The sequence below is a fragment of the Pseudomonas fluorescens genome, assembly GCF_040448305.1.
In the GTDB taxonomy this organism is placed as follows: Bacteria; Pseudomonadota; Gammaproteobacteria; order Pseudomonadales; family Pseudomonadaceae; genus Aquipseudomonas; species Aquipseudomonas fluorescens_BH.
In genome coordinates this window covers 3,158,518-3,178,997 of the sequence record NZ_CP148752.1, presented here as the reverse complement: position 1 = coordinate 3,178,997, position 20,480 = coordinate 3,158,518, and the positions used below count along the sequence as shown (strand labels likewise).

The window sequence follows — 20,480 nt, the reverse complement described above, 5'->3', positions numbered from 1 at the left end:
CATGTCATGACCTCCTTCAAAAAACGGACTTTGGCCAACAAATACGGGGTTTAAAGGACGAATGGTCAAGAGGCGTCAAGCGCGGGGAATTGCCGGGAGTTTGCAGCCACTACAGGCTTTTCAAACGGGCACGTTCGTCGCGGTAAAGTGAACTTCACTTCCTCAACGTGTCACATTAGGTCCTTGTCAAGCGAACTACAGAAGAGGTACAGCCTTATGAGCATGGCCACAATTGTAAGTGCGGTGATTTCCAGTCTCGCACCCAGTGTCTTCGACCAGAACAGCCTGCAAGAACCCGGCGCGCATGTCTCAGCCGTCGAATACCACTACGGGATGGACATCGATGTGAAACAGGTGCTGCAGCGCACCGATACATCCGACAAGACCGGCGTGGTACCGGTGACTGTGGTCTACCTGGACAGCCAGGGCGAGGTTCACAAGATCCGTTTCCTCGAATGGGGTGGAAGCCCCGCCGACCCCACCAGCATTGCCTGATCCGTCTCGTCGATCGGGTTCCGGGCCTCGCCGTCCCCCAGAAGCGGAAGTTAAACCTCCTATGCACCCAGTGTGATTGAGGTTTTTTGTTACCTGAAAATGGACATGTTCGAATGAATAAAAGTTCATTCGCGAAACTCACTATTATCTTGGTGGCGTAATGTCGCAAGATTAACTGATAACAATTGCTGGATCTAAATGGCAGTCAGCAACGGTAAATTCCAATCAAGCCGTGCCGAGAGCCAAGTTGATTCACTATTGAGGCCAGGAGGTCACCATGGAACTTAGTATGTTTTCTTCGTCCACCGTGGAATATGTGCGTTTGGGCGTTGTATATTTTCATCTTATCGCCTGCTGCGTTGCAATCGGGCTGGTCTTGACCAGTGACATTGCAATGGTCAAGCAACTCCTGAAGGGGGATGCGTCAGGTCACCACGATGACGCGCACATGCAAAGCCTTCAAAAAACCGTATCGCTTGCACTTGTAGCTCTCTGGGTTACGGGCATTGGTATTATCGGGATCGATTATGCCGGCAAGGGGATGGAGTATTTCCTCAATCCAAAACTGCAAGCCAAGATCGGCATCGTTGTGCTGTTGACCTTTAACGGCTTCCTGTTGCATAGCGCTGTATTGCCGGCGCTGAAAAAAGCCGGTTCGTTACTCAAACTTTCCTTCAGCCTGCGCATGCTGGCGCTGTTCTCCGGCGCCCTCTCTGGCGTGTCGTGGTTCTATGCCGCCATGCTCGGTATTGGTCGTCCGCTGGCCTGGAAGTACTCGCTGGTGGAGTTGCTGGCAGCCTATCCGGTTCTCATCGTCGGTGGATTCGGGGCGATGGTACTGCTCACTGCCTGGGCAAAAAGCAGAGATGCTGAAGAGCGCAAGGAGCAAGGCACCTGGTCACCAGGAAACGCCGCCCTGGCTGGATGGTGAAGCCAGGTGGAACAAGGAAGTTCCAGTTTTGCGAATAAGTCCTGCTGTTAGCTATTAACTAAATCTCACTTGAGGATACCCAAATGAAATCCATGAAAGCCCTCTTCGTAGTCGCCGCTCTGACCGCCTCTTCCCTGGCGATGGCCACCGGTGGTGGTGATAAGACCTTCGCACGCATGGAGTCGGCCCGGAAAGTCTCGATGGAAACCTACCAGGTTGCACAGAAACAGAAGACTGAAGGCGCTGTCGCTCAAAGCAAAGCCAAGGCGACCGATCGCGCCAAAAGCTGATCTGTGTAGCGCGCCCCCCGGCTAACTGAAATGTGCGACCTCGAGCCTCAAATGCCAGCCTCGCAAATCCGCCCCTCACCCGCGCCCCTGCTCGAACCAGGCGAGACGGTGGTTCTGTTCGACGGTGTCTGCAAGCTATGCAATGTCTGGGTGAGGTTGTTGATTCGCCATGACCGCCAGCGGCGCCTGCGGTTGGCGGCGGTTCAGTCACCCGAGGGGCAGGCTCTGCTCGCGTGGGCAGGTTTGCCCATGGATCAATTCGACACCATGGCGGTGATCCGCGACCGGCACTACTGGGCGCGTTCGGAGGCATTTTTCGAAATCATCGCCCGGTTTCCCGCACGCTGGCGCCCCGTGAACCTGTTGCGCATCTTCCCTCGCAAGCTTCGAGATTGGGCATACGACCGCATTGCGCTTAATCGTTATCGGCTCTTCGGGAAATACGACACCTGCCTGTTGCCGGATCCTGATCATGAACTGCGCTTTTTGAAAGCGCCCCAAACAAACGCCCGACAATGCCGGACGCCTGTTCTTCAGGTCTGTACTCAGAAGCGATAGTTGGTGCTCAGCTCCAGCGTCCGTGGGGCACCGGGCGTGATCAGATCCACCGAACCATGCGCCGAAGCGTAGTAGTCCTTGTCGAAGACATTGCGCAGACGCAAGGCCATGTCCCATTTCGGCAGGTTGTACAGCAGCGCGGCGTCCACTGTCGTGTAAGCCGGCATGACCACATTGTTATCCAGCGCGGTATAGCGATCATCGACATAGTTGGCTCCCATGCCCACACGCCAGGTTTGCGTCAGCGAACGCACCAACCACAGGTTGGCGCTGTGGCGCGGCGTCAAGGTGGGTACCTGGCCTTCGTTGGCGACACCGTTGGTGAAGCTGTTGGACTTGGTGATCTCGGCATCCAGAAAGGCGTATCCGGCATAGACCTGCCATTTGTCACTCAACTGCCCGCTGGCGGTCAGCTCAAGGCCATCGGTGCGCTGCTCACCCGCAAGCACCAGTTTGGTCGGGTTCGCCGGATCGTTGGTTTTCATATTGGTGCGTTCCAGGCGGAACAGCGCCGCCGTCAACGCCAGGCGATTGTCGAGCAGGTCCCACTTGCCGCCGATCTCGAAGTTGGTGGTCTCCTCTGGTTCCAGGTCCTGGTTCGTCGTACTCAGGGCGAACATCTCGGCGGAGGGTTGGTAGGAACGGCTCACCGAGACGTAATAGGACTGCACTTGATCAGGCTGGTAGACCAGACCGACTCGCGGGCTCCAGGTCGTATCGGTGCGGGACAGTTCGCTGTTCGTCAGGTTGTCGGCGTACTCCTGGTCGAACACGTCGTAACGCACACCCACCAGGGCCTTCCACTTTGGCGCCAGTTCGATCAGGTCCTGTACATAGAAGCCGGCGGTGTCCTGGGTATTGGTACCCTTGGCGGTTTGCCGGTTGGCCTGGAACGGCACGTCGACCAGGGCATCGCGGTACACCGGCACCCTGGCCACATTGGATTGGCTGAATACGGACTGGTCCTTCACCTGGCGCCCCAGTTCCACACCATAGAGCAGGTTATGGTTCATCCCGGCGAGTACGGCGCGCTGGTTGAGTTCGGTCTGGTTGAACCAGCCGTCTTCCTTGCGCTGCACGTTGCCGCGGTTGAGTTTCACCAGCAGTTCACCATTGGGAGCAGTGACGAAACGTGTCGGGCTGGAGTCAGCGAGTGTGTTGTTGCGATCCAGGTCGTAGTGGTAGTAACGACTGGTATTGCTCAGGCTGAAGTCGTCGTTGATCCGGTAGTCGACACCCGCCGTGAACGAGAACACTTCGCTGCGGGTGTAGTCATCATCCGGGTCGGCGGCACCGAAGCGCTTGTCGCGGTCCACATCGACCGGACGGTCGCCTCGTGCCGGGATGCCGAAGTCGATCAGGCGCTTGTCATACAGATAGCTGGCGCCCAGGTTCAGTTCCAGATCATCCGAGAGTTTGAAGTAGGCCGAAGGCGCGATGGCCTTGCGGTCGATATAGCCGTCATCCCGGAAAGTGTCGCTGTTCTCCAGCGCACCGGTCACACGAAAGGCTTTATCGCCTTGCTGCTGATCGGCCCAACCGGCATCGAACTGAGTGCGTTTTTCGCCCTCGCTGTCGACGCTGACGCCGACCTCTTGCTTGGGTGCGAAGTTGGGTGTCTTGCTGATGCTGTTGATCAGCCCCCCCGAAGAGCCTCGGCCATAGAGCACTGCGGCCGGCCCCTTGATCACTTCCACCCGCTCGACGTTGGACAGATCCCGGAAGTACAGCGCATCGTCGCGAATGCCGTCGATGTACATGTCGCCGATGGCACTGAAACCACGGATGGTGACTTGGTCGCGCTGGCCGTCACCATTGGACAGGCCGATACCGGGGACATTCTTCAGCACGTCTTCCATCGACTGAGCCCCCTGATCCTTGATGACGCTCTGGGGAACCACGTTGACGGTTTGCGGGATATCCCGTAGCGGGGCATCGATCTTCAGCGCGCTCCTGCTCTCGGTCGACATGTAGCTCTGCTCGTTGTACTCACTGTTCACAGCGGTTGCCGGCAGGGTTAGAGCAGACTTCGTTTCTGCCTGTAGATCAGGTACAACCAGAACGCCCAGCAACGACAGAGAGGCTGGGTAAATGCGCGATCGAGCCACCATGGACACCTTTGTATGAATTATTGCGCGAATAATAACGATTATCTTTTGTAAGTAAATACATATCATTCCTATTCAATTCATTGACGTTACTCAGAACGATCGTCTCAATTTGATTGATGGGCGACAGAAGCGCTCCGTTCGGACGTCAAGCCAAGGGCCGCTACTGTTCAATACCTGACGCTCGGGGTAGGCGGCTAAAGCTCCCCCCCCTCTCATGCCGATTGTCTGCGCCAGATGCCGGGGGATGTGCCGAACTGGCGTTTGAATGCGCGACTGAACGCGGCTTCGGAGTCGTAGCCAACGGCAAAGCCGATTTGCGCCACATTGCCGCGACCTTCGCGCAATTGTTGAGCCGCCACGTGCATGCGCCACAGCGTCAGGTATTGCATCGGTGGCTGTCCGACCAATGCCGTGAATCGCTCGGCGAACACCGAGCGTGACATGCCCACCTCAAGCGCCAGTGCTTCTGCCGTCCAGCCCTCGGTTGGACGAGCATGCAGTAGCGCCAGTGCGCGCCCGATATGCGCATCCCGCAAACCCGCCAGCCACCCGCGCCGCTCAGCGGGTAGGCTGGCGACATACTGGCCGACGGCTTCGACGAACAGCAGTTCCGATAGCTTGGCGATGACCGTTGTCGAGCCGACGCGTCCCGCCGCGATCTCACTGACAGCAAAACGGAATGAGCTTTCGATCCAGGTGCCCGATGCCGTCGCCCGCAGGTCCAGTTTCAATAAGGAAGGCAGCGACGAAAGCAACGGACTGAAGGGTGTTTCCGAACCGAGGAACCCGCACAACAACTGTGTGGCCTCGCCGCCCCCGCCGTACTTGATCCGTGAAATGCCACCGACTTCTGGCGGCTCAATGACTTCTCTGGCCGGCATGGGCGCAAGGCTCAGGTCGCTACCAAAGGAATGAGCGTCGTTGCGAGGAAGCAAAACGAGTTCGCCAGCCCCTACCTCGATGGCGGCGCCACCGTCGATTTGAATTTGCATGCGCCCCGCAGCAACAAAGTGCGACGCAATGATGTGTCGAGGTGCCGCCAGGAACGGCTTGCAATCATCCGCCGAGATTCTGCCGTTGATGCACCAGGGCGCAGTGAGTTCCGCCTCGAGGAAGACCCCTCCAGACAGCCGAATCACACGCAAGACATCAGAAAGCGCATCCAACACTTGACCGCCCTCCTTTTCGGAGTCCGGAGCAGGTATTCAGGCGCACCGGTCATTCACCGCCTGAACTGCGACGCCTAGATTAGCACCAACGCGGACTCAACGATCGGGATTGTCCCCAGAGGTTCATTGGCTCCGACGTCAACCGAATTGCCCCATTCCAACTCAACCAGGGCAGCAGGAGATCCATATGAACAGCGTCGTTACCCTACCCCGCTCAGCGTCAGGCAACACCGCCCGTTATGCACAAATGGTCAGATCATCGAAGAAGACCGAATGGCAGATCGATCGCGATCTGCTCCAGGACCGCCGTTTCGACTTCTCGCGCAAATTCCTCCCCGACGGACTCTCGCAGGTCGACCGCCTGACCTTTCTCGATGCGGCCGAGGCGCGCCTGCTCAGTCAGATCCAGGGCCGAACCTATGCGTTTATCTTTGGCCTGGTCGAGCGTTTTATCAGTGCCAAGATGCTCGATCAGGGTCGAGCCCATGTATTTGACGATCAACTGGCGCTCGAAGCGCTGGTGCGTTTTTCCAACGACGAGATCAAGCACCAGGAACTGTTCCGGCGCATGGAAACGATGATGAGTTCGAAATTGCCAGCGGGATATCGTCAAGTTGCCGATCCGAACGAGGTGGCGCGCGCGGTACTCGCGGCCAGCACCTGGTCGGTGCTGGCGCTGACCTGCCATATCGAGCTGTTTGTTCAGGCGCACTACGTGCAAAGCATCGCCCCGCGCGAGGAGCTGTGCCCGTTGTTCAAGGATGTCTTCAAATTCCACTGGAAGGATGAAAGCCGGCACGTCGTACTCGATGAACTGGAGTGGCGGGACGAGCACGCGAAACTCTCGCCCGCCGAGCGCGACCAGGCAGTGACTGACCTGATTGCGCTGGTGGCGGCCGTCGACGCAATCCTGCAGGCACAATCGGCAGCCGATGCCGACTACTTCATTGGTAATGCTTCACGATCGTTCAGTGTCGATGAAACGGCGCAAATCAAGGCCAGCCTACTGAGCGCCTACCGCTGGCAATACATTATCTCGGGCGTGCAGCATCCACACTTCGGCCGTTTGCTGACGCACATGACAACGCCCGCACAGATGTCCCGGATTCAGACCGCACTGGCGCCCATCATGAGCAATTGACCGACAGCGCGCGACCGACTGCTCGCCGGTCGCGCTGCGGGATGACGTGCTGATAATGATCTTTCGAGGATGGCGGCCATGACGATACCGATGTGGATGCTGCTTGGGTTCGCGACCTGGACTTTGCTGTTGTTGATGGCAACCGTCGGGGTTTATCGCTGGGTTGGAATCCTGTTCTCCAGTGTTCCGATCGCCTCTTTCCGCAGCGATCGGCTCGAAGGCGAGGATTGGTATCGACGCGGGACAAGGGCACACGCCAACTGTGTGGAAAACCTGCCTGTCTTTGGTGTCATCGTGTTCGTGATTACAGCCCTTGATGTCAACGGCGCTGCAGTGAACTACTTGTCCGCGCTCGTCCTTATCGCTCGCGTGTGCCAGTCTCTGGTTCACGTATCCCATGAGCAAACCAATGCGTTCGTGGCGGTTCGGTTTACTTTCTTCAGCGTTCAGTTGGTGTGTTTTCTCGCGCTCATTGTCATAGCCGCTTGTTATGGCATATGAGTATGTGCCCGTTAGTCCTCAAAACGCCCCGTGGTATCTCGATCGCGCTCGTAGTGTCGGGTGAGCGCAAACGCCGGCAACCAGGCCTCACGCCGCACAGTCCAGCTCTCGTAGGTTGGCGTCAGCTGGTCTGGGGCATCCAGGGATCCAAGGTTCACCTCGACTTCGTCTGCGCTGCGTGAGAACACCGACGAACCGCAGTGCGGACAGAAGTGCCGCCCGGCGTAGTCACGGGTTTCGCCCTCGATTGTCACGGCATCCTGATGAAAAATCGCGGACGCGTGGAACAGCGCGCCATGATGCTTGCGGCAGTCGAGACAGTGACAAACGCCAACCCGGAACGGGCGCCCCGATGCGACAAGGCGCACCTTGCCGCACAAACAACCACCGGTGAATCGGTCCATGCGGTATCTCCTCCAAGCCGTCCGAAACGGCGTATCAGCGTGGAAACAGGAACATCACGGCGGCGCGAAAGCCCCAGCCTTGCGGGCCGTCGTCCAGGCCCCAGATATGGTTGGCCAGAATGCCTCGGGTCCAGCCATTGGACTGTTTCAATGCCACCGCCGTCGGGCCGAGGCCCCATTGCTCGCTGCCGAGCAACTCATCACTGCCGGTCGGTATCAACAACGCCGGGCCGCCGCCGAGTATCCAGCCACTGTCCGTGGGCTTGGTCGGCGAGAAGAAAAAACTCTGGGTGATATCGCCGGTGCCGGATTTGTCCGCCGCGCCATTGGGGCCAGGCCGTGCTGGTCGATGATCGGCAGAATGGTCCGGGAAATGAGGTTTCAGTCTTCGTTCAAGGCAAACGGCAGCACAGGCTGGATATTGGTGAAGCTGTGCATGCCCTCCCCGGTCGGCCCTATCTTCTGGCCCCAGTTGTACTGAACCGGCAGGCTGTACATCGCGGCGACCGGGTTGAGGGCTTTCTTCGCCAACTCTGCCGAATCGTCGGCCTGGGCCATCGGGATGCAGCCCAACACAACGACGAGTGTCGACGCGGTGCCCATCCATCGTTCTTTCCAATCCATGCTCACTCACCTGTAGACGCCAAAACCGGCGTTGCAAAGGGTTAGCGTAGGCAACTGTGATCGATGTGCAATTTTCCTCACCGCGTGTTTAACAGTTTTTGAGAGTTATTGATTCGGATTATCCCGCCGCTACGGGCAGCATTCGGCCCGCATTGACCGGCGTGCAAGCACCTGCTTTGCGTAACCGACCGGCAAGTACCAGTGCCTGAATACAAGGCGCCCGGACCAATGCCCGGGGCCAGGTCGGAACCCGAATGACAACTTTCATCACTTGAGAACCAAACACATGGGCATGTCGAATAAATGGATTGCGGGTATTGCTTTGAGCTGTGTATTTCAGGTCGGCTGTGTCTCGAAAGTCGCGCAGCAAGAGCAATACTCGGGCTTCCTGGGCAATTACCAGGGCCTGGAGGAGCAAACTACGCCGAGTGAGCAGAAAGTATTGCGCTGGGTATCGCCAGGGTTCGATCCTCGCGCGTATTCCACTGTGGTGTTCAGGCAGATGGAACTGTATCCATCGCCGCAGCCGACCGCACGCGTCAGCCTGAAGACCCTGCAAGACCTGCAATTGATGGCCAGCAACAGCGTCAAGACCGCCTTTGCCCGCCGCTATACGATCGTCCCTTATCCACAGTTGGCACCAACCGATTCGCGGTCGCTGATCCTGCAAGCGGCGATCACTCACGTCAGCGCCAACAACGAAGGCATGCACTGGTATGAGGCGGTTCCAATCGGGGCCATTGTCGGGGCGACTCAAGCCGCCACCGGGCATCGGGATCAGACCGCCGAGATGTACATCGAAGCCAACCTGATCGACGCCAAAACCGGTATGCCGGTCGCGAAGATCGTGCGCAAGGTATTCGGCGAGACCGTCAAGAATGCCGAACAGCCGATTGTTGCCAATGACTTCAAGGTTGCACTCAAAGGCATGTCAGACGATATGCAGGCCCTCCTCCTCAAGCGTTGATGCTCAAGCAAACCCCATCGCAAGCAGACCTGCATGGGGTTTCAATGTGATACCTTGCCGTGTTTTCCCTCTGACAAACCGTTAACCGTACCGACGCCTGACGTGAGACTCAATGATGAAAATACTGGCCCATACCCTAGCGGTCGTTACGATGTTGCTGAGCGCCAGCGCCCTGGCGGTGACGGTGGTTCCCCAAAAAGGTCAGACTTCCCAGACCATCCAGCAGGACACCAGTGCCTGTCAGTCCCAAGCCAACGCGCAACATCCGGTACAAAGCACCGTGCCATCCGGTGGCCGGGTAAAGGGCGCTGCAACCGCCGCGGTCGCAGGTGCAGCGGCGGCAGAAGTTCGGGGCCGCCAACATGAAAACCTCTATGACCAGATCGACGACGATACCAGGCAAGACTATCGCCAGAACAACGCACGCAGTGCCGCGGCAGCCGGCGCCATCGTGGGGGGCTCCAGGCAACGCCAGGAGCGCCGGCAGAATCTGAGTGCGAGCGAACAAAGCGTTACCGCCAACAACTCCGTCTACAGCAGTTGCCTGCAACAACGTGGCTACGATGTCTTGCCTTGATTGGCGGCGACGACCTGCAGCGTCTATTGACCTTCCTGGCCATGACTCAACGAACCAAACCGAATCGAACTTGAGGGTTCCACCGATGCGCCGCGTGTGTGTTCCTGCCGTGATGCTCGCCTCCTGGCTTCTGGCCGGCTGTGTCTCCTCCGCGAACGACCCGACTTTAACTTTGCTAACGGACAAATCGCCCGAGCAGTATGTCGACTGCCTCGTACCGAAGTTAAAGGACAAAGAGATGAGCCCTGTCGTGTCAGGGAGCGCACGCAGCTACCGGGTTGTCGTTTCGAGCAAAGTTGCCGTAGACACTGTGCTGGAAACCCATAGGGCACAGGATGGAGGCAATGTGTACCTTTACGAGCGCCAATTGCTGACCTCGACCTTCAAGCCATCGAGCTTCGAGCGTGCCGCACAGGAATGCCTGTAGCGCCAGACAGCGACTTGCCTGCCCTCTTCTCCTCCAGACATCGCCTGCCCCCCTCCAAAACAAAAAAAGCCCCGAGCCCTTCATGAAAGGACTCGGGGCAAAGCCGTAGAACGAGAGGTGAGGATCGTTTACGCCGCGACAAACAAACCATGAACGCGATGTGTGTCAACGCTCCTCGATATCCATTTAAATCGCTAACGCCCCTGGTTCAAAGCTAATAAGAATCAAAAATAATCTTCAACAAGCCAGGCGCACAAAAACACAATCATTGATTTGTATCCTGATAGTTCAGGCTGCAATTGAAGCCTTTCGCAACAGCGAAGTTAGTTCATTCAAGCGTGGCGGCGCGCAAACCCACCTGCCCGAGCTTGCAGTTTTCGGATAGCGCAGAAAATCCATTCCAAGCATTATTCACGGAGTCCAAATCAAAAACCGTGGGTCATCCAGCAATGCTTTTCCCTTGTCTGATTCAACTGATACCTCTGACAGGCCGGGCTGTTTGCCGCACGGCACGCCTCTGAAACGAGCCAGTCCGGCATTGTAAATGCGACACACAGTGCACCTTCCGCCTGGCCCTCCTCTTCGTTCACCTCCCAGACCAGAATGTACCGAGCCAAATCCGGCCCCTATACTCAGGCCAGTACCGCCTGAACGGAAGATTTCTATGAGCTACACCTTCAAGTTGAAAAATGGCGCCGTGGCGGTATTCGACCCGGACAGCGCCATGCTTTCCATTACAACACCCCATGGAGATGTACAGAATTCCACGCTAGGGAGAGCTGAGTCGCGTCTGTTGGACCTGCTGCTCATGGAGCCAGGTGTCACTAAAAGCCGCGATGAAATCATCGACTACACCTGGAATGACCGCGTGGTTGCCTCCGGCAGTTTGAACCAAACGGTTTTCTCACTACGCAATATTCTCAATGACAGTCGGGATCACGAGATCCTGATGACTGTTCCTCGACGAGGATATTGCTTCAACCGACAATGTGTCGTCGATGCACAAGCAGATGTCCCAGCCCCCGGAGAGGAAACAGCGCAGCCACCCGCCCCCATCCCTGGACAACTACCGCCACCTGATAGTGATGGGCTGCTTGCACCCTCAGGTAAAACCAATAAATCCACGCGCATTACAAAACCCCAACTGATCGCTTATATGGTTACGCTGGCAGTCGTTGCCTTTACCTTTTTTCAATTCGACTTCGACGCGCCAAAAATTGAAATTTCCAGCGTCGACAAGAATGGGCTGGTCATACACGCCGTGGGCGGCGATCTTGCCGAGGCTCAAGCGCTGATGGATCTGTCGGCCAAACAAACTGAACAACTACCGCCAAACCTGAAGGGCCAGGTCTGGATCAACCTGTATAAAGCCAATTATTCCGTATCGTGCATTCGCCCGGATCTAAGCACTGCAAATCTACAATTGAACAGCAGCGAAAGAGACCTCGCCTTGATGATCCGTCAATGTTTGGAAGTCACCCTATGAAGTTTGAAATTCCGCAAGCCGTTCACTGGCCGATCATCGCCTTGATCAATGCAGTCTGCATTTTCTCCCTTGTGTACTCCCCTTCGCACTACATGGAAAACACCAGTTATCAAACAAAAGCCCGACAATGGCTGGAAGATCTTGATCAACTGAACACCGAAGAGTACCTCACTATCGGGCATGGCCGACTCACTGGAACCACGCTGGAAAGCCTGAATGGAAAAATCCGCAATGCGACTATTTCAGCGAACATAATCGGCGAAAGCAAAACCCACGTCGAAATAAAAGTCAGCAACATCAAGCTCAGCCAGGACAGTGAACTTTTTGCCATTGAAAAGACCCCTGACCTATTCTTCAGACGTCAATACGTTTTGCAGGAAGGCGCCATTCTAAACTACGAATTGATTCCAACATCGGATAAAAACGCCGTGTGTTTTTATGTACATGAACTTGGCCGTTTGCGCTGCATGAACCATTAATCGGCCTCCCGAACTGACTCAACACCCGCTTGGCACAGGTTCATCTCAAAGAGTTTTTCAAACAAAAATAACACTTATTGATTTGAATCAAACGCCTCTCCTGTCAAAAATCCCTCGCCGATAATCTTTGGAATCGAGCCTGCTTGATTCTCGTCCGGGACAATGCCCTTACAGGAGAATCAAGTGAAAGCCCTACATTTCCTGCGAACCCACAAATCGACGACTTTCGGATTCCTGGCGGTATTATTTTTTTCTGCCATGCCACTTTATTCGCTGGCGCACGACGAGCACTCCGTCGAAAGCACGACCATTGAATATTATGAAATTGAAACAAGCCCGGATGACCGCCAGAAACTATCGCATCTGAAAATCCAAAGCGAGAATGAGTATCATGCGGACGAGCAGGACAGTGATTTCCCTCTCTCCACCCCACCACAAGGTGATACCGGCACGAGTTACGCCAGCTCGCTCATATTACTCTGACGCGTATGGTGCAAGCAGGGGCAAACGGTATTTTTAACATCGTGACGACCTCGTAAATATGAGTTATTGACTGTGGCAGGCACTATCGAAGTGAGATTATTTGCAGCCCAAGTCGTGGCAGAGATGCAGCTGACATTCTGCTCTGCCTGAATAAACTGTTAATAAGGAATCGCCTCGATGCTACTGAAAAACTTCGTCACCGTGTCGTTTGGTTTATTGCTTTCTCTCAAGGCCATGGCCGACGACAAGGGTGTCTACAGTGCCAAATTGACGAGTGTCGAAACCAACAAGAAGGTCCCAAGTGCAGTGAAAACCAGCTATCAGGTAAAATCCGGTTATCGTATTGACGACTTTTACGCCTTTACAGCTGCAGCCATTGACCCGATGAAACCCCAATCGCAGATCTTCAGTTCGAAAATTGACCCGCGCAACGTTCAACACATGGACGATTCACCGTTGGACAACAAGTACGCATTTTCGGCGGAGCTGGAACTGATCCGGGGACTCTGACAACCCGTTCAAAGCCAATGGCAATGGGGTCGATCTCACCGACCGACAGGACGCCGAATCGCGTACTTTCTCCATGACTGCCCGTCAGGCTTGACCCTAATCATTTAACAGATGAGCCTTCAACTTCATGAGTATCGCACCGCCCGACGAGATCTTTCATTTGTCTTCTGCCTTGCCGAGTCAACTGAATAGAACAATAGGCAAATGGCAAATGAGCCTTATTCCGACCGAGCAAGAGGCGCGCATTCGGCAACACAAGCTCTTTCACAGTCCGGAACTGCAGTGCAGCCGTCTTGAGTTCGACTCATCCGTCACCCTGGTCAGTTCTGTCCCTGTCGGGTTCGTGACATTCGCCATCTCGCAGCCCCCGATTGGACGCCCCGTCGTAAACAATCACCAACTACGGCCTGACGAAATCATCGTACTGCACAGCGATGAATCGGTGCATTACACCTGCGAACCGAATGAAACACTTTTCACCATCACCACAACACTGGAAAACTATGACCGGTGCCGCCAACATCACTCTGTAATAGATGTACTTGCAAACAGAACACAACACAGCTTCCAGGCTGAAAACTTTCAATTCATACAATCTGCCATTCAAGCCATCAGCGCTTGCTGTGTCGACATCAACGACGCTGCTTCAGCACAACGCAGCGCAGCAGAGAGTTCAGCGATTGAAAGTGCGGTACTTGCTTCTCTATTGCAGTCATTGACGCCCGCTGGTGGCTTCAGCCGCAAAGTCCCGACAAGAAGAAAGGTGGCGATAGAAGCCATACAGTACATTCATGAAAACACAAAAAAAACGCTCTCTATAAAAACGCTCGTAAGGCAACTTGAAACCACCACTCGCACCCTGCATTTTGGCTTTATTGAAACGTTCGGGATGTCGCCAATCGCCTATATCAGAAACCTGAGACTCGCCAGTGCCCGTCGCGACCTGATCAATAAAACGTGGCCCACCGTGACAGAAACCGCGATGTTCTGGAACTTTCACCATCTGGGTCGGTTTTCCAAGGCGTATCAGATTGCTTACGGAGAGACTCCGTCAGAAACGGCCAGGCGCAACTCAGCCAAGCCCAGGAACACGTCCTCATCCGTTTACATCCAGGTTGCTGGCGATAAGAGTTATCGTTAACAGATGTTTATAAATGCCCTGCAAATGATGATTAATAATTTCCTTTGCTTGAACACAGGTACCCACCATTGCTTATTTGCCCACTCAAGGAGATAAGCATGCAACATCGAATAAACACACTGCCACTCAAGCATAAAATCGCCCTGTGCATTGCCATCTATGCAAGCGGCATCTTATTGGCCTGGGTCATTGACTGGTACTGAAGACGTTTAATCCGCGACTACAAGGTGCACAGTGAAATATTGATACCTCGGGGTTTTTCGATGATTGCCGCATATAAAGCGTTACTTGGAAGGCAAGCAGTCACTGTATGCCTGATTGCTGCGACGGGCTGGGCCGCATGGTTCTGTGCTGAAGGACTGGCTGAGCAATTCATCGCACGGAAGTTGAATAACGTTTATGCCGATCTGCGTGCTGCTCAAGTGGAGCCCAATACGCAGATCGACAAAGTACTGGAAACCCTCGGCGATCTTGATCGTTCGGGTCAGGAATGCTCCGTCGAGCAATACTCACTACTGGCTGATCTGGTCAAGAACCTGCGATTTGTTGATCAAGCGGCAATCCAGTTGCCCAACGGCAAGATCTGCTCCTCCTACGGACAAGAACTCCAGTCGATACTGGCCGGTAACGAGAAGCGCAAGTTCTCCGTTGGAAAACGAAGCTATTGGATCGATTCCGGTCACGCAGTATCTGCGGACACCGACTTTATCATTGTGTCGGAACAGTCAACCTACGTTTGGGTAAACAAGAAGATCCTGCTCGACAACTTGAAGTTTCCCGAGGACCTGCAACTGGACCTCATCGGTCCCGGCGGCGCAGTACCCATTGCCTCCACGGGCCCCAAGCCGCTGACGATGCAGAAGCCGTTCCACCTTGAAGAACTGGTTACCTCGGCAGACAAGGTCCTGATCGCCTTTGCGGGCAACCGAAATGAACTGATCGCCGTCATTTCTCTTCCGTTGAGTTACCTGACAGGTCTCAAATTCAAACTATTCATTGGCCTTGTGTGCGTGTTCGCAGCGCTGCTCTTGCTCGCAAGGTGTGCCCAACGGCATTACACGTCTATCGCCGTACGGCTTCGCAATGCCCTGAAAGCCAACACGCTGGGTGTTCACTACCAGCCTATCGTTAACTTGACGACGGGCTATCTGGTTGGCGCCGAATCACTTTCTCACTGGAGCGACAACGGCACCCACGTGCCTGCGGATGTTTTCATTCCGGTCGCGGAGAAGTCTGACTTGATCCGCAAACTTACGCGCTCGGTGATTCGACAAGTGGCGCAGGATTACAGCACCTACCTTTGGGCGTGCAAGGACTTCTACATTACGGTCAATCTTTGCGCCCAGGATATTCAGGACCCAACCCTTCCAGACTATGTGGCCGACCTGCTGGCAACCTACAACATGCCCGCGTCCGCCATGACGTTTGAAATCACCGAAAGGACCTTGCTCGATCAGAAGCCTGCCGCCCTGCAATTGCGACGGCTTCGTGCGTGTGGACATCGCATTGCCGTGGACGACTTCGGTATCGGCTATTCCAACCTCTCGCTTCTGGATTCGGTGCCTTTCGACATTCTGAAAATAGATCGCTCATTCATAGCAGACGACAAGATCGCTGCCGAGGATGCCTTGTGGCGACACATTGCCCGGTTGGCCAGGTCGCTAAGACTCAAGGTCGTGGCCGAAGGTGTCGAGAGTCAGCAGCAACTGCCGCATCTGGTTTCGGAAGGGGTTGTATTGGCGCAAGGCGGGTTGTTCTGCAAAGCGCTGCCTGTTCAAGCGTTGGCAAGACGCTACTTTCAATGCCCGGCAAACATCCCGCCGTACGACTCAAAAATATCAATCAATGACTTCTATTAACCCCTCACGGCCCCTCAAATGCTCGCCGAACCCTAACACCAGACAAACCTGTACAAGGACTCCACCACACATGCGACTTCGAAACCTTGGCTTCGCTTCACTGCTATCGTTGCTGTCTTTTCAAGCGCTCGCTGATGACAAAGGCTTATATCTTGGAGCTGGCGTAAGCAGCATACAGACCGACGAATCCAGACTGGACGACGACGACACCAGCTACAAGGTTTATGCCGGGTATCGCGTCAATAGCTACCTGGCCTTCGAGGGTGCCTATGTCGATCTCGGTCAATTCAAGGACAAGAATGTCGATTTCGACGGCAAATCGGCCCAGGCTGCCGCCCATGTCGGCTTTCCGCTGGGCGATCGGGTGCGGGTATTCGGCAGTGTCGGTGCTCATGCCTGGGACGCCGACGGCAATGCCACCGACGACGATACCGGGGTTGACCTGACCTACGGTGTCGGCGTCGAGGTCGATGTCTTCCGCAACATTGGCCTGCGCGCGGAATACGAAGTTCTGGAAGTCGGAGAGATCGACCTGAACCAGACGACCGCATCCGCCTATATGCTTTTTTAACACCGCTACAACTGAGCGGCCTTACCGGTCGCTCAACGCACTCTGCGCAACGTCCCCCGCCTGGCACCGGGCCCGATAACCGGTGCTTGAGTTTGCCTTTGCTCCCGCAATACGCACTCCCTCGCCACAGAAGTCACTACGGTTTCAAAATCGCTAGCCGGCCACCACAAACACAATGATCGGCCCACACACCGCGAGCAACACATTGGAAATCGCATAACACACGGTAAAACCGATCACCGGGGTGTTGCTGCCGGACTGTTCGATAATCTTGTTCATCGACGCCGCTTCGGTCTGTGCACCGGCCAGTGCACCGAACAGGATCATCGGGTGCAGGCGCAGCACATAGCGGCCGAAGTACAGCGCCACCAACGGCGGCACGATGGTGACCACGGCGCCGGACAGCAGCAATGCCAGGCCTTGCTCCTTCATCGCGGCAAAAGCCGCGGGGCCGGCCAGCAGGCCGACCACCGCGCCGAACGCGGTCAAGCCGAACTCGGAAAACGCCCATTGCGCAGCCGGCGGCAAGGCGCCGATTTCCGGGTGGCGCGAGTTGTACCAACCGATCACCAGCGCGGCGACCAACACCCCGCCACCGATGCCCAGTTCCACGGGGATCATCCCGATATGGGTCGACAACAGCCCCAACAACGAGCCCAGCACCATGCCGAGGGTGTGCACGGCAATGTCGCTCTTGTAGTTGTTTTCGCGAATCCGCCCCAGGCGCTTGGCCACCGCTTCGACGCTGGCAGTACGGCCTGTCAGGGTAATCACGTCGCCCCGACGCAGCACCGTGTTGGGCAGCAACGGCAACTCGTAGCCCTGGCGGGTGATGGTATTGATGAAGCAGCCCAGGCGCCTGGCGCTTTCCAGGCGGCTTTTCGCCTGATGGATGGTCTTGCCGGCGAACTCCGGTGAGGTCACCACGATGTCCACTTCGCGGGTGGGGAAAGACAAGGATTCGGCATGGTCGATTTCCGGTCCGATCCACTGGGTGAGCGTGCCCACGGCTTCGCGCAAGGCGTAGACCCCGACGATATCCCCGGCCATCAGCGTGAAAGCCTCGTCACGCTCGATAACTGTTCCTGCACGCACCACGCGCTCGACGGTCAGCGATTCGTACTGTTTCTCCACATCGGCAATGCGCTGCCCATTCGCCGAACCGTTGTCCGCCACCTGATGGGCGCGCACGACAATGCGGGTGTACGGCACAGTAATCGCGTCTTCTTCCTTGGCGATGCCCAGCTCCAGTTCCAACTCCCGTGCCGACGCCTTGAGGTCCACGCCCAGCAGCTTCGGGGCAATGCTGCCGACGAACACGATCAGGCCGATGGTGCCGAACAGGTACGTGATCGCGTAGGCAATCGCCATATGGCTGTTGAGTTGGGCCCTGGCCGCGGTGTCGATCGACAGTTGATTGATGGCGCTGGTGGCGGTGCCCATGATCGCCGTATCGGTCAGTGCCCCGGCGCCGAGCCCGGCGGTGAAACCGGCGTCGAAATCGAAGACCGCATTCATCAGCAAGATGGCCGCCAGCGCGGTCCCGCACAGCACCACGCTCAACACCACCAGTTTCAGCGTGCCGCGATTGAGGCTGCCGAAAAGCTCCGGCCCGCTCTTGAAGCCGACCGCGTAGATGAACATCACGAAAAATACCGATTTCAAACCGGTCGGCACTTCCAACCCGATCTGGCCGATCAGCAGCCCCATCAGCAGTGCACCGGCCACGGAACCGAGGTGAAAACTGCCGATGTGGATACGGCCGACGAAGACGCCCAGGGCAATGGCCAGGAACACCGCGATTTCCGGGTCGGTCCGCAAGGCATGGAGCACAAACTCGATCATGGTGCGAACTCCCTTTCAGGCGACATCAGGATTCCTTCGTTTCTTGCGCGGGGGCCGGGTACCACTTGTCCCTGGGCACCCATTTCTCCTGTTGCGGATCGCCCAGGTAATGCGGCGACATGATCTGCACGCCGTACTCGTTGAACACATCCTGGATGTTGGCGTGCAGCATGCTCAGCAGCACCGCGCGCGGCCGGGGCTGACTGGGAATGGCCTGGGCCACCAGCCGGTATTCCGGGTAGAAGTCCGACAACGCCGTCTGGAATACCTGGGCCGGCGGTACTTCGAGAATCCCCGGTGTACGCTTTGCGGCCTCCAGCAACATCGCCTCCACCTGCCGCCACGGCGTGTCGTAGCCAATGGTCACGACGGTGTCGACCACGTAGCCGGGGCCTTGTACCACCCGCGAGTAGTTCTTGGTGACGGTGCCGGTGATCATCGAGTTGGGCAGGGTCAGCACCTCGCCCAGGCCGGTGCGAATGCTGGTGGTGAACATGCCCAGTTCGGTCACCGTGCCTTCGTAGTCGCCAATGCGCACAAATTCGCCGGGGCGCAGGGTTCGGGTGTAGGTCAGGATCAACCCCGCCGCCGCCTGGCCCACCACGCTGGTGGCGCCCAGGGAAATCATCAGGCCGATCAACACCGACAAGCCTTTGAAGGCATCGGTGCCGGCACCCGGCAGGTACGGATAGGCCATGGCCAGGGCAAACAGCCAGATCGCCAGGGACGTCAGGCGTTGGGTCGGTTGCAGGGTTTCATGGTTGAGCCAACTGAGGGTGCCCGGTGCAGCCATGCGGCGCAGTATCCGCCGCATGAACGCGGTTGCGCCGCGGGCGATGAAGAAGATTGCCAGCGCCACGCCCAGCCCGGGTATGGCGCCAACGATCCCTTGCAGCAGATAGCCGCCGAGCTCCAGCAGATAGTTGTTGAGGCTTTCGCCCCAGGGACGGGTATAGGGAAAGCGCGACAGGACAAAGCCCAGCCATTCGTACGTCAGCAGCAACACGATGATCCAGCGCACCAGCTCCAGCAGGCGGCTGGCCAACGGATACAGGTAATTGGCGTCGAGCAGCGGCACCCTTCCGACTTTCAGGGCCTGGGTGTGCCGATGCATCAGCTCGGGCAGTTTCTTCAGCACTCTGCGCCGCAGGTACGACATGCCAAACAGCAGCGCGATGTAAACGCCGGTGGCGATCAACGCGGCGACCACGGAGCGCAGGATCAACCGCAGGCTGCGCGCCTCCCGGGTTTCGGCCACGACCTGGCGCAGCTTGCCGGCCGCGGCTTCGGCGGCCTGCTGTACCGAGTCGTATTCGGTCTCGTCGAAATCATTGGGCGAAACGATAAAGGCACGCCGGCTTCCCAGCAGCACCATGTAGCTTTTCATGATCGGGTCGATGGAGACATTGAGGTCATCGGCGTCATCCAGCGCCTCACTGATCACCGCTTTCGCCCGCTTGACCCGCGAGGCCGGGGCTTCTCCGAGGATGGTCGCGCGAAACACCATGATGGTGCGGTTGGCCACTTTCAATTCAACGGGAGCATCAACCACCTTCGGTGCGTCTTCGGCCCACAGGTGCACCGACCAAAACATCCCGAAAACAGTAAACATTACAGCGAGCAGCCTGCTCCGCATGTGTCGGATCCTTACGTCACGAAATTCAGATCGAGGGTACGTATCGCAGCGTAGTTCACCGATGAACGGTTGTCAGATTTGAGCTATAGGCAGTTTCCACAGGGGTCTTTTCCTTTGAAGCAGTGCCCCGGCACCAGCCCATGAAAGTGGCTCAAGCAGCAGAAAGCGTGTAATTAACCGGAGTCAGAAAACACTTAAGCCCCCTGTGGGAGCGAGCCTGCTCGCGATAGCGGTGGATCAGGCACGGGGATGTCGAATGTGCCGCCGCCTTCGCG

At 56.6% G+C, this 20,480-nt stretch carries 21 protein-coding genes and 1 pseudogene; 16 read left to right on the top strand and 6 right to left on the bottom strand.

Annotation, left to right across the window (positions count from 1 at the left end; genetic code table 11):
- The first annotated feature begins 216 nt into the window (after window positions 1–216).
- From WHX55_RS14350 to WHX55_RS14335, 4 genes are all read left to right on the top strand, one after another.
- Window positions 217–495 carry a DUF2790 domain-containing protein gene (locus WHX55_RS14350; protein WP_150752800.1) on the top strand — a complete coding sequence of 93 codons (279 nt, stop codon included), beginning with the start codon at window positions 217–219 and terminating at the stop codon, window positions 493–495.
- A gap of 277 nt (window positions 496–772) precedes the next feature.
- On the top strand, window positions 773–1,426 hold the full coding sequence (locus WHX55_RS14345) for a hypothetical protein (RefSeq protein WP_150758073.1): 654 nt from the start codon (window positions 773–775) through the stop codon (window positions 1,424–1,426).
- An 83-nt stretch (window positions 1,427–1,509) separates the two neighbouring features.
- Window positions 1,510–1,716: a co-regulatory protein PtrA N-terminal domain-containing protein gene (locus tag WHX55_RS14340; RefSeq protein ID WP_150758074.1), complete on the top strand. Its 207-nt coding sequence runs from the start codon at window positions 1,510–1,512 to the stop codon at window positions 1,714–1,716.
- Window positions 1,717–1,767: 51 nt separating this feature from the next.
- The gene (locus WHX55_RS14335; RefSeq protein ID WP_353742950.1) at window positions 1,768–2,274 is read left to right on the top strand and encodes a thiol-disulfide oxidoreductase DCC family protein; all 507 of its coding nucleotides are present in this window, start codon (window positions 1,768–1,770) and stop codon (window positions 2,272–2,274) included.
- Here WHX55_RS14335 and WHX55_RS14330 read toward each other — a convergent pair.
- Window positions 2,262–4,385, bottom strand: coding sequence for a TonB-dependent siderophore receptor (locus tag WHX55_RS14330; RefSeq protein WP_353742949.1), 2,124 nt, complete (start codon window positions 4,383–4,385; stop codon window positions 2,262–2,264). The two genes, WHX55_RS14335 and WHX55_RS14330, sit on opposite strands and share 13 nt — an antisense overlap.
- Before the next feature lie 212 nt (window positions 4,386–4,597).
- The gene (locus tag WHX55_RS14325; protein WP_353742948.1) at window positions 4,598–5,554 is read right to left on the bottom strand and encodes an AraC family transcriptional regulator; all 957 of its coding nucleotides are present in this window, start codon (window positions 5,552–5,554) and stop codon (window positions 4,598–4,600) included.
- A 187-nt stretch (window positions 5,555–5,741) separates the two neighbouring features.
- Here WHX55_RS14325 and WHX55_RS14320 point away from each other — a divergent pair, with 187 nt between their 5' ends.
- The gene (locus WHX55_RS14320) at window positions 5,742–6,695 is read left to right on the top strand and encodes a diiron oxygenase (RefSeq protein WP_353742947.1); all 954 of its coding nucleotides are present in this window, start codon (window positions 5,742–5,744) and stop codon (window positions 6,693–6,695) included.
- 78 nt (window positions 6,696–6,773) lie between these two features.
- Window positions 6,774–7,196: an MAPEG family protein gene (locus tag WHX55_RS14315; protein WP_353742946.1), complete on the top strand. Its 423-nt coding sequence runs from the start codon at window positions 6,774–6,776 to the stop codon at window positions 7,194–7,196.
- A gap of 11 nt (window positions 7,197–7,207) precedes the next feature.
- Here the strand turns inward: WHX55_RS14315 and WHX55_RS14310 are convergent, their stop codons facing one another.
- Window positions 7,208–7,600: a GFA family protein gene (locus WHX55_RS14310; RefSeq protein WP_150752794.1), complete on the bottom strand. Its 393-nt coding sequence runs from the start codon at window positions 7,598–7,600 to the stop codon at window positions 7,208–7,210.
- Window positions 7,601–7,634: 34 nt separating this feature from the next.
- Window positions 7,635–8,203: pseudogene (locus WHX55_RS14305) on the bottom strand (hypothetical protein).
- 307 nt (window positions 8,204–8,510) lie between these two features.
- Here WHX55_RS14305 and WHX55_RS14300 point away from each other — a divergent pair.
- From WHX55_RS14300 to WHX55_RS14255, 10 genes are all read left to right on the top strand, one after another.
- Window positions 8,511–9,191 (top strand): DUF3313 domain-containing protein, encoded by a 681-nt coding sequence (locus tag WHX55_RS14300; protein ID WP_150723934.1) that lies wholly within the window; start codon window positions 8,511–8,513, stop codon window positions 9,189–9,191.
- A gap of 115 nt (window positions 9,192–9,306) precedes the next feature.
- Window positions 9,307–9,768, top strand: coding sequence for a hypothetical protein (locus tag WHX55_RS14295; RefSeq protein WP_150752993.1), 462 nt, complete (start codon window positions 9,307–9,309; stop codon window positions 9,766–9,768).
- 85 nt (window positions 9,769–9,853) lie between these two features.
- Window positions 9,854–10,195, top strand: a complete 342-nt coding sequence (locus WHX55_RS14290) for a hypothetical protein (RefSeq protein ID WP_353742945.1) — start codon at window positions 9,854–9,856, stop codon at window positions 10,193–10,195.
- A 664-nt stretch (window positions 10,196–10,859) separates the two neighbouring features.
- Window positions 10,860–11,681 carry a winged helix-turn-helix domain-containing protein gene (locus WHX55_RS14285; protein WP_150758081.1) on the top strand — a complete coding sequence of 274 codons (822 nt, stop codon included), beginning with the start codon at window positions 10,860–10,862 and terminating at the stop codon, window positions 11,679–11,681.
- Window positions 11,678–12,160, top strand: coding sequence for a hypothetical protein (locus tag WHX55_RS14280; RefSeq protein ID WP_150723937.1), 483 nt, complete (start codon window positions 11,678–11,680; stop codon window positions 12,158–12,160). Before WHX55_RS14285 ends, WHX55_RS14280 begins: the two co-directional genes overlap by 4 nt.
- A gap of 183 nt (window positions 12,161–12,343) precedes the next feature.
- Window positions 12,344–12,643: a hypothetical protein gene (locus WHX55_RS14275; RefSeq protein ID WP_223448835.1), complete on the top strand. Its 300-nt coding sequence runs from the start codon at window positions 12,344–12,346 to the stop codon at window positions 12,641–12,643.
- 177 nt (window positions 12,644–12,820) lie between these two features.
- Window positions 12,821–13,153 carry a hypothetical protein gene (locus WHX55_RS14270; RefSeq protein ID WP_150723939.1) on the top strand — a complete coding sequence of 111 codons (333 nt, stop codon included), beginning with the start codon at window positions 12,821–12,823 and terminating at the stop codon, window positions 13,151–13,153.
- A 127-nt stretch (window positions 13,154–13,280) separates the two neighbouring features.
- Entirely contained in the window at window positions 13,281–14,294 is a 1,014-nt protein-coding gene (locus WHX55_RS14265) for a helix-turn-helix domain-containing protein (protein WP_151214708.1), read from the top strand.
- Window positions 14,295–14,557: 263 nt separating this feature from the next.
- Window positions 14,558–16,153 carry an EAL domain-containing protein gene (locus WHX55_RS14260; protein ID WP_353742944.1) on the top strand — a complete coding sequence of 532 codons (1,596 nt, stop codon included), beginning with the start codon at window positions 14,558–14,560 and terminating at the stop codon, window positions 16,151–16,153.
- 70 nt (window positions 16,154–16,223) lie between these two features.
- A complete protein-coding gene (locus WHX55_RS14255; protein WP_150723942.1) occupies window positions 16,224–16,724 on the top strand; it encodes an outer membrane beta-barrel protein in 501 nt (166 codons plus the stop codon).
- Between the two features lie 153 nt (window positions 16,725–16,877).
- On the opposite strand, the gene aspT is transcribed toward WHX55_RS14255, so the two are convergent.
- Together aspT and WHX55_RS14245 are read right to left on the bottom strand one after the other, a co-directional pair.
- Window positions 16,878–18,569, bottom strand: coding sequence for an aspartate-alanine antiporter (aspT, locus tag WHX55_RS14250; RefSeq protein WP_353742943.1), 1,692 nt, complete (start codon window positions 18,567–18,569; stop codon window positions 16,878–16,880).
- 25 nt (window positions 18,570–18,594) lie between these two features.
- The gene (locus WHX55_RS14245; protein ID WP_353742942.1) at window positions 18,595–20,205 is read right to left on the bottom strand and encodes a mechanosensitive ion channel domain-containing protein; all 1,611 of its coding nucleotides are present in this window, start codon (window positions 20,203–20,205) and stop codon (window positions 18,595–18,597) included.
- Between the last annotated feature and the right edge of the window lie 275 nt (window positions 20,206–20,480).

Bases quoted from the DNA above. Each gene is read 5' to 3' on its own strand.
- WHX55_RS14350 (WP_150752800.1), top strand. From the start codon at position 217: ATGAGCATGGCCACAATTGTAAGTGCGGTGATTTCCAGTCTCGCACCC.
- WHX55_RS14345 (WP_150758073.1), top strand. From the start codon at position 773: ATGGAACTTAGTATGTTTTCTTCGTCCACCGTGGAATATGTGCGTTTG.
- WHX55_RS14340 (WP_150758074.1), top strand. From the start codon at position 1,510: ATGAAATCCATGAAAGCCCTCTTCGTAGTCGCCGCTCTGACCGCCTCT.
- WHX55_RS14335 (WP_353742950.1), top strand. From the start codon at position 1,768: ATGCCAGCCTCGCAAATCCGCCCCTCACCCGCGCCCCTGCTCGAACCA.
- WHX55_RS14330 (WP_353742949.1), bottom strand. From the start codon at position 4,385: ATGGTGGCTCGATCGCGCATTTACCCAGCCTCTCTGTCGTTGCTGGGC.
- WHX55_RS14320 (WP_353742947.1), top strand. From the start codon at position 5,742: ATGAACAGCGTCGTTACCCTACCCCGCTCAGCGTCAGGCAACACCGCC.
- WHX55_RS14315 (WP_353742946.1), top strand. From the start codon at position 6,774: ATGACGATACCGATGTGGATGCTGCTTGGGTTCGCGACCTGGACTTTG.
- WHX55_RS14310 (WP_150752794.1), bottom strand. From the start codon at position 7,600: ATGGACCGATTCACCGGTGGTTGTTTGTGCGGCAAGGTGCGCCTTGTC.
- WHX55_RS14300 (WP_150723934.1), top strand. From the start codon at position 8,511: ATGGGCATGTCGAATAAATGGATTGCGGGTATTGCTTTGAGCTGTGTA.
- WHX55_RS14295 (WP_150752993.1), top strand. From the start codon at position 9,307: ATGAAAATACTGGCCCATACCCTAGCGGTCGTTACGATGTTGCTGAGC.
- WHX55_RS14290 (WP_353742945.1), top strand. From the start codon at position 9,854: ATGCGCCGCGTGTGTGTTCCTGCCGTGATGCTCGCCTCCTGGCTTCTG.
- WHX55_RS14285 (WP_150758081.1), top strand. From the start codon at position 10,860: ATGAGCTACACCTTCAAGTTGAAAAATGGCGCCGTGGCGGTATTCGAC.
- WHX55_RS14280 (WP_150723937.1), top strand. From the start codon at position 11,678: ATGAAGTTTGAAATTCCGCAAGCCGTTCACTGGCCGATCATCGCCTTG.
- WHX55_RS14270 (WP_150723939.1), top strand. From the start codon at position 12,821: ATGCTACTGAAAAACTTCGTCACCGTGTCGTTTGGTTTATTGCTTTCT.
- WHX55_RS14265 (WP_151214708.1), top strand. From the start codon at position 13,281: ATGAGTATCGCACCGCCCGACGAGATCTTTCATTTGTCTTCTGCCTTG.
- WHX55_RS14260 (WP_353742944.1), top strand. From the start codon at position 14,558: ATGATTGCCGCATATAAAGCGTTACTTGGAAGGCAAGCAGTCACTGTA.
- WHX55_RS14255 (WP_150723942.1), top strand. From the start codon at position 16,224: ATGCGACTTCGAAACCTTGGCTTCGCTTCACTGCTATCGTTGCTGTCT.
- aspT (WP_353742943.1), bottom strand. From the start codon at position 18,569: ATGATCGAGTTTGTGCTCCATGCCTTGCGGACCGACCCGGAAATCGCG.
- WHX55_RS14245 (WP_353742942.1), bottom strand. From the start codon at position 20,205: ATGCGGAGCAGGCTGCTCGCTGTAATGTTTACTGTTTTCGGGATGTTT.